At 63.9% G+C, this 9,398-nt stretch carries 1 protein-coding gene; it reads left to right on the forward strand.

The window, feature by feature from the left end; all coding sequences use genetic code 11:
• Positions 1 to 9,398: non-ribosomal peptide synthetase (locus tag AWC31_RS19865; protein ID WP_133060189.1), on the forward strand; the 9,398-nt coding region annotated here is incomplete at both ends.

Below are 9,398 nucleotides of genomic sequence, written 5' to 3' on the forward strand. Positions count from 1 at the left end.
TCGAATGCCACTGAGGAGATTTTGGCCGGGATTTATGCCCAGGTGTTGGGTCTGGATCAGGTCAGTGTCGATGACTCCTTCTTTGATCTTGGTGGTAATTCGTTGTCGGCGATGCGGGTGATCGCGGCGGTGAATTCGGCGTTGGGTGTGGGGGTTTCGGTTCGGGCGTTGTTTGAGTCGCCGTCGGTGGCGCAGTTGGCGTGTCGTGTGGGGGATGGGGCCGGTGGTTTGGGGCCGTTGGTTGCTGTGGAGCGGCCTGCGGTGGTGCCGTTGTCGTTTGCGCAGAGTCGGTTGTGGTTTTTGGAGCAGTTGCATGGTCCGTCGCCGGTGTACAACATGGCGATTGGGTTGCGGTTGCGGGGTCGGCTTGATGTGGGGGCGTTGAGGTCGGCGCTGGGTGATGTGGTGGCGCGTCATGAGAGTCTGCGGACGTTGTTTGTGGCGGCTGATGGTGTGGCGCAGCAGGTGGTGTTGGGCGCTGATGTGGCTGAGGTGGGGTGGGAGCTGGTTGATGCGTCGGGCTGGTCGGCTGAGCGGTTGGAGCGGGCGGTTGGTGAGTCGGCGCGTTACGCGTTTGATTTGACGCGTGAGATTCCGTTGCGGGCCCGTCTGTTTGCGGTGTCTGACACGGAGTTTGTGTTGGTGGGGGTGGTGCATCATATTGCGGCTGATGGGTGGTCGGTGACGCCGTTGGTGGCTGATTTGGCTCGGGCGTATCGGGCTCGGGTGTCTGGTGGGGTGCCGGGGTGGTCGCCGTTGCCGGTGCAGTATGTGGATTACACGTTGTGGCAGCGTGCGCAGCTGGGTGATTTGGATGATGCTGCGAGTCGTATTGGTGTGCAGTTGGCGTTTTGGCGTGATGCGTTGGCGGGGTTGCCTGAGCAGTTGGAGTTGCCGACTGATCGGCCCTATCCGTTGGTGGCCGATCATCGTGGTGCCACGGTGGAGGTGCAGTGGCCGGCTGAACTGCAGCGGCGGGTGGTTGAGGTGGCCCGCGAGCAGGGTGCGACCACGTTCATGGTGGTGCAGGCGGCGTTGGCGGTGTTGTTGGGCAAGTTGAGTGCCAGCGATGATGTGGCGGTTGGGTTTCCGATCGCTGGCCGTAATGATCCCGCGCTTGATGAGTTGGTGGGTTTTTTCGTCAACACGTTGGTTCTTCGTGCTGATTTGTCGGGTGATCCGACGTTTGTGGAGTTGTTGGGTCAGGTGCGGGCGCGGAGTTTGGCGGCGTTCGATCATCAGGATGTGCCGTTTGAGGTGTTGGTGGATCGGCTCAATGTGGGTCGGTCGATGTCTCGCCATCCGTTGGTGCAGGTGTTGTTGGCCTGGCAGAACTTCGCCGGCCGGGGTGTGGACAGCGATGTGACGCTGGGCGATGTCGAGGTCAGCCCGCTGCACGCCGACACCCAAACCGCGCGCATGGATCTGACGTTCTCACTCAACGAACGCTGGACCGACGACGGTGCACCCGCCGGCATCAGCGGCGCAGTCGAGTTCCGCACCGACGTGTTCGACCCCACCACCATCGAACAACTGGTAACCCGCCTCGAACGAATCCTGGCGTCGGTGACAGCTGAGCCGGCGCAGCGGATCTCGGGAATCGATGTGGTCACCGCCGACGAGCATGCGCACCTCGAGGGCCTCGGAAACCTCGCGGTACTGACCGCACCGGAACCGCACACGCCCTCGATTCCGGCGTCATTTGCTCAACGGGCAGCGCGGTGCCCCGAAGCGGTGGCGATGTCCTTCGAGCAGCGCTCGACGACCTACCGGGAGTTGGACGAAGCGTCGAATCGGTTGGCGCATCTGCTCGTCGGCCACGGCGCCGGCCCGGGACGCCGTGTCGCGCTGTTGATGAACCGCTCGGACGATGCCGTCGTGGCGATCCTCGCCGTGCTCAAAACCGGTGCAGCCTATGTGCCACTCGACCCCGCACACCCCGACAGCCGCGTCGAGGTCATCCTCGGTGATTCTGCCCCGGTCGCGGTCATCACCACGGCCCAACTGGCCGATCGGCTGGCAAGTTCCGGTGCAACGGTCATCCGCATCGACGACCCGCGCGTCCGAACCCAGCCCGCAACGCCATTGCCTGCGCCGGAGCCGGACGATCTCGCGTACATCATCTACACCTCTGGGACCACGGGCGTCCCCAAAGGTGTGGCAGTGCCGCATCGAAATGTGACTCAACTGCTTGAGTCGGTCGAAATCGGTGTGCGCCCCGGAGGAGTGTGGACCCAGTGGCACTCCTTGGCCTTCGACGTCTCGGTGTGGGAGATCTTCGGCGCGCTGCTCAGTGGCGGACGACTGGTGGTCGTCCCCGAATCGGTCGCCCATGCGCCGGAGGACTTTCACGCCTTGATCCGCCGTGAGCGCGTTGACGTTCTCAATCAGACGCCCTCGGCGTTGCGCTTGCTCCCGACAGACGGATTGGAGTCGGTTGCGGTAGTGGTGGCGGGGGAAGCCTGCCCGGTGGAGGTCGCCGATCGGTGGGCACCCGGCCGATTGATGATCAACGGTTACGGTCCGACCGAAACCTGGTATACGTCCTTCAGCACACCGTTGACATCGGGATCGGTTGTTGTGCCGATCGGTTCGCCGGTGCCTGGGGCGGCGTTCTTTGTGCTGGATCGTTTCCTGCGGCCGGTTCCTCCCGGCGTCATCGGTGAGTTGTATGTGGCTGGCCGGGGAGTAGCCGCAGGTTATTTCGGACGTGGTCCCCTGACCGCGTCCCGGTTTGTGGCGTGTCCGTTTGAGGGCACGGGCGAGCGGATGTATCGCACCGGCGATCTGGTGCGGTGGGGGACCGACGGCCAGCTGCAGTATCTCGGCCGCTCTGACGAGCAGGTCAAGATTCGCGGATTCCGCGTGGAGCTTGGCGATGTCCAGAGTGCGCTCGCCGATCTGGAACGAGTCGACCAAGCGATCGTGATCGCCCGTGAGGATTCTCCTGGTGACACGCGGTTGGTCGGTTATGTCACCGGTAGCGTGAACCCAGCCGAATTGCGCGCTGCATTGGCCGAACGTCTGCCGTCCTACATGGTGCCGGCGGCGATCGTCGTCCTGGACTCTGTTCCTCTGACGCCCAACGGCAAACTCGACAGAAAGAGTCTGCCGGAGCCCGAATACGGCGACCGTGACCGGTACCGGCCTCCGGCCAACGCGCTGGAGGAACTCGTGGCGGGCGCTTATGCCCAGATCCTGGGCACAGAGCGGATCGGAGTTGACGATTCGTTCTTCGAGCTGGGCGGCGATTCGCTTTCGGCCATGCGGTTGATCGCCGCTGTCAACAAGGCGCTCGACGTCAACCTCAGCGTGCGCGATCTCTTCGAGGCGCCGTCGGTGGCCGGCCTGGTCGCGCGCATAGACGGCGTAAACCGAGGACTCGAGCCGTTGAAGCCGGCCGACACGCGACCGGATGTGGTCCCGCTGTCGTTCGCTCAGAAGCGACTGTGGGTTTTGGATCAGCTCCAGGGCCCGTCACCGGTGTACAACATGGTGGTGGCGCTGCGCTTGACCGGGCAGCTCGACACCGAGGCGCTGCGTTCCGCGTTCGCGGATGTGGTTGCGCGACATGAGACTCTGCGCACATTGTTCCCGGCCGTGGACGGTATCCCTCGGCAGCATGTGGTTCCCGTCGGCCAGGGCGAGCCGGATTGGCAGGTGGTCAGTGCCGACGGCTGGACCGAGTCGGATTTGCGTGAGGCGATCGGTGCCGCGGCAGGCCATGCGTTCGACCTGGCAACCGAGATTCCGGTGCGCACAACGCTGTTCCGCGTTACTGAGGACGAGCACGTCTTGGTGGGCGTGGTGCACCATATCGCCGCGGACGGCCGGTCGATCGCCCCGTTGGTGACGGATTTGGGTGTCGCATACCAGCAACGGGCTCAGGGAGCGACGCCGACGTGGTCACCACTGCCCGTGCAGTACGTGGATTACACGCTGTGGCAGCGGCATCAGCTCGGTGAGCTCGACGACACCGCCAGCCAGATCGCTGCTCAGCTGGCCTATTGGGAAGCAGCGCTGTCCGGAATGCCGGAGCGGCTGCAACTCCCAACCGATCGCCCGTATCCCCCGATCGCTGATCAGCACGGCGCGAACGTGCTGGTCGAATGGCCTGCGCCGCTGCAGCAACAGGTGCGCGAGGTCGCGCGGCAGCATCAGGCCACGACGTTCATGGTGATGCAGGCGGCATTGGCGGTTCTGTTGTCCCGCTTGAGCTCCACTCCGGATGTGGCCGTCGGCTTCCCGATCGCGGGGCGGAGCGATCCGGCTCTCGACGACCTCGTTGGCTTCTTCGTCAACACGTTGGTCCTGAGGCTTGATCTCAGTGGTGATCCGACCGTCGCCGAGCTGTTGAGCCAGGTGCGCCAGCGCAGCCTGGCTGCCTACGAACACCAGGATGTCCCGTTCGAGGTACTGGTCGAGAAGCTGAACCCGACCCGATCGATGGCTCACCATCCGCTCGTCCAGGTGATGTTGGCTTGGCAGAACTTCGCGGGCCAGAACGGTGGTCTCAATGCATTGAGCCTGGGCGATCTCGAGGTCACTCAACTACCGGCGGAGACACAGAGCGCACGGATGGACCTGTCGCTCAACCTATCTGAGCGTTGGAGCGAAGACGGGGAGCCGGCGGGAATCGGCGGGGCCGTGGAATTCCGGACAGACGTGTTCGACGCGGCCTCGGTGGAAAAGCTGATGCAAAGGCTGCAACACGTCCTCACCGCGATCGCGGCCGACCCTGATCGTCGTGTGTCGTCGATCGATGTGCTCGATGCCGCTGACCACGCGCAGATGGCCGACCTCAGTAACCGGGCGGTGTTGGACGGTGCTCGGCAAGTCGGGGTTTCCGTGCCCGAGCTGTTCGACGCACAGGTGGCCCGGGCACCCCAGGCGGTGGCTGTGGTGGACGGCGACCGCCGGATGACCTATCGACAACTTGACGAGGCGGCCAACCGAATGGCCAACCTACTCGTCGCCCAAAATGTCGGCCCGGGACAGTGTGTGGCACTGCTGTTCAACCGTTCTCTCGAGGCGATCGTGGCGATGCTGGCGGTGTTGAGAACCGGCGCGGCGTACTTGCCTATCGACCCTGCCCATCCCGAGGCGCGGCTGAAGTTCATGCTGACCGATGCGGCCCCGTCCGCAGCGGTGACGACAGCCGATCTGACTCACCGGTTGGAGGAATTCGTCGGGCCGATCATCGACGTCGGCGATCCACGGCTCGACGGGCAGGCCGTGACTCCGCCGCCGGTGCCGCGTGCGGACGACATCGCCTACATCATCTACACCTCCGGCACCACCGGTGTCCCCAAAGGGGTCGCCGTGCTTCACCGCAACGTTGCGCATCTTGTTACCTCGTCACCTGAGCATCTGCCGTCCGAACAGGTTTGGACGCAGTGCCATTCGTACGGGTTCGACTACTCGGTGTGGGAGATCTGGGCTGCACTTCTTGGCGGCGGCCGCCTCGTCGTGGTACCCGAGTCGGTGACGAGGTCGCCCGAGGACTTCCACGCCCTTCTGGTCAGGGAACAGGTCAACGTGCTGACGCAGACCCCCTCGGCGGCGATCGCACTGTCTACCGAAGGTCTGGAGTCCGTCGCGTTGCTTCTCGGCGGTGAGGTCTGCACCGCGGAAGTGGTCGACCAGTGGGCCCCTGGACGGGTGGTCATCAATGCCTATGGCCCGACGGAGGCCACCGTCTACGCGTCGATGAGTGCACCGTTGGTAGCCGGATCCGGAACTGCACCGATCGGTGCGCCGGTATCCACCACGGCACTGTTCGTCCTCGACGAGTATCTCCGTCCGACGCCAACAGGTGTGATCGGTGAACTGTATGTGGCCGGCGCAGGCGTTGCGGTGGGCTATCTCGGTCGCCCGACCTTGACGGCGTCGCGGTTCATTGCGTGTCCATTTGCTTCCGACGGAACGCGCATGTATCGCACCGGCGACCTGGTGCGTTGGCGCGGAACGGATCTGGAATACATCGGTCGTGCCGACGAACAGGTGAAGATCCGTGGATATCGGATCGAGCTCGGTGAGGTCCGGGCAGCCCTGACGCAAGTTGATGGGGTGGATCAGGCGATCGTGATCGCCCGCGAGGATCGCGCGGGTGACAAGCGGCTCGTCGGGTACGTGATCGGTGACGCGCAGCCCGCCGCAATCCGGTCGGTACTGGTGGAAAAATTGCCGCCGTACATGGTTCCTGCCGCGGTGATGGTTTTGGACGCCTTCCCGCTCACCCCGAACGGCAAGCTTGACACCAGAGCTCTGCCCGCACCCGATTATGTTGCCGGCGAGGAGTATCGAGCTCCGACCAATGCGGTCGAGGACCTCCTCGCGGGCATCGTCGCCCAGGTGCTCGGAGTCGAGCAGGTGGGCGTCGACGACTCGTTCTTCGACCTCGGTGGCGACAGCATTCTCTCGATGCAGGTGGTAGCTCGGGCGCGCGCTGTCGGACTGCGCCTTCGGCCGCGTGACATCTTCGTCGAGCAGACCGTGGCGCGACTGGCCCGGGTGGTCGAGATGGTCGATGCCGGCACAGGGGTGGTTGACGAAGGTGTCGGGTCGGTGTCTGCGACTCCGATCATCCACTGGCTCCGAGAGATCGGCGACGGAGTCGATCATTTCAACCAGGCCGTAGTGGTTCAAGCGCCTCGCGAGGTCACCGAGCCCGACGTGGTGGCGATATTGCAAGCGCTTCTCGATCGGCATGCGATGTTGCGGTTACGGATATCCGGGAACCGCAGTGACTGGTCGTTGAGCGTTCCCGAAGCGGGATCGGTGCGCGCGCAAGACTGCTTGTCGACCGTCGGAGTTCTTTCCGACGATGCCCTCGCGGCGGCTCGGTCCCGATTGGATCCTTGGGCCGGGACCATGCTGAGTGCGGTCTGGCTGTCTGAAACCAACCAGCTGATCCTGATGATCCACCATCTCGCGGTGGATGCTGTCTCTTGGCGGATCCTCTTCGAGGACATCAATATTGCTTGGGCGCAACACAAATCGGGTCAACCCGTGATGTTGCCGGTCACGGGTACGTCGTTCGCCAGGTGGTCGGATCTGCTCGCGGAGCACGCTTACGCTCCCGAGGTGGTCGGGCAGGCCGAGACGTGGCGCCGTATCACGACGATGCCTGCAACGTTGGCGGCGCCAACGCCAAACGTCGATACGCTCGCGAGCGCGGGCCACCTGGTCGCGTCGCTCGACACGGATTCGACCCGAATGTTGCTGGGGCGCGTACCCGCAGCGTTTCACGCCGGCGTGCAGGACATCCTGCTGATAGCGTTCGGTCTGGCGTTCGCGGAGTTCCTCGGTACGGGGGCCGCGCCGATCGGTATCGACGTAGAAGGCCACGGTCGGGTTGAGGACCTCGATCCCGGTGTGGATCTGTCACGTACGGTGGGCTGGTTCACCGCCAAGCACCCCGCGGTTGTGTCCGTCGGCGAGTTGTCGTGGGAGCAGGTTACTGCCGGTGACGACGCGTTGGGTTCGATCATCAAGTCGGCGAAGGAACAGCTGCGCGCGTTGCCTGACGGTTTGACATACGGATTGCTCCGATATGTGAACACGGAAGTCGAGCTGTCCGGCGAGGATCCGGTGATCGGGTTCAATTACCTCGGCCGTCAGGGGACCTCGGCGCTGGACGTCCACATAGACGATGACTTTTGGCGGATAAGCGAGGACGGGATGACCCTCGCGAGTTCGGCCTCATCGGTGCCGATGCCGTTGGCGCACTCCATAGCGCTCAACGCGGGAACTCTCGACACCGAAAGCGGCCCGGTGCTGCACGCCGACTGGATCTGGGCGCCAACGGTTTTGAACGAGGCCGATGTCACGAAGCTCAGTACCCTGTGGTGCGAGGCCCTGGCGGGCATCTGCCAGTACGTACAGAACGGTGGAGGCGGTCTCACGCCGTCCGACATCGCTCCCCTGCAATTCACGCAACAGCAAATCGATGAACTGGAAAGTCAATCTCAGATCGCCGACGTCTTGCCGCTGACCCCGCTGCAGCACGGCCTACTCTTCCACGCGCGGACGGTGCAAGGTGCGGGTGACGACGCCTATGCGGTGCAGCTTGATTTCACCGTGGACGGTCCGTTGGATCCTGAGCGCCTGCGTGATGCCGTACAGCTCGTTGTGAGGCGACACCCGCACTTGGTCGCCAGGTTCCGTCAAGACTTCGACGAGCCGGTACAGGTCATCCCGGCGGATCCGGTCGCGGCGTGGCGCTACGTCGAGTTCGGGCCGGAAATCGTCGATGTGGACAACCGTATCGAGCGCCTGTGCGCCACCGAACGCGAAGCGGTATGCGAACTAGCCGAGGAGCCGGCTTTCCGAGTGGTTCTCATACGGCTGGCCGACGGCAGGCATCGGCTCGTGCTCACAAACCACCACATCGTGATGGATGGCTGGTCACTTCCCATCCTCACCCGGGAGATCTTCGCCGGCTATTTCAAGCAGCGGCTGCCCGCTGCCGCGCCCTACCGGCGATTCGTCACCTGGCTGTACGAGCAGGATCAAGAGGCCGCGAAAGCGGTGTGGCGTCGGGTGTTGTCAGGCTTCGACACCCCGACTCTGGTCAGCCCCATGAACCGGCCGCAGTCGGGTAAGCGGAGCGTCGCGATGTTCCGTATCCCGAGGTCGACCACCCTTGCGGTCGACCGGATGGCAAGTTCGCATCGCACCACCCTCAACACCGTGTTGCAGGCCGCGTGGGCGCAGGTGCTGATGTCGCTGACGGGGCGGAATGACGTCGTTTTCGGCGTCACAGTGGCCGGGCGGTCATCTGAACTCGCTGGAGCGGACTCGATGGTAGGCCTGCTCATCAACACCGTTCCGGTACGCGCGACGGCCACCGCTGCGACCACCGCGGTTGACCTGCTCGGCCAATTGCAGCGGGACTACAGCGACACACTGGAACACCAACACCTGGCCCTCAGCGAGATTCACCGCGCGACGGGGCACCAAGTGCTGTTCGACACCCTGTTCGTCTTCGAGAACTACCCGCTGGGTACCGCCGCATCGTTCGAAGCGGAGGATTTGAACGTCACCGACATTGTCACCCACGAGTACACGCACTATCCCTTGACCGTGCAGGCGAACCCGGGTGACCAGCTCGGCCTGCGCTTCGATTACGACACCGATGTATTCGATCCTGCATCGGTGGATGCCTTGGCCGGACTGTTCGAGCGGGTGTTGGCTGCGGTGGCGGCTGATCCGTCGCGGCGGTTGTCTTCGGTCGGATTGTTGGCTGAGGACGAGCGTGAGCGGCTGGATGTGTGGGGCAACCGAGGTGCCTTGGTTGCGCCGCAGGTGGCCGCGCAGTCGATTCCGGTGTTGTTTGGTGGGCAGGTGTTGCGGTGCCCGGATGCGGTGGCGGTGTCGTGTGGGCGGCGTTCGAT

The sequence above is a fragment of the Mycolicibacterium wolinskyi genome (assembly GCF_002101965.1).
GTDB lineage: Bacteria > Actinomycetota > Actinomycetes > Mycobacteriales > Mycobacteriaceae > Mycobacterium > Mycobacterium wolinskyi.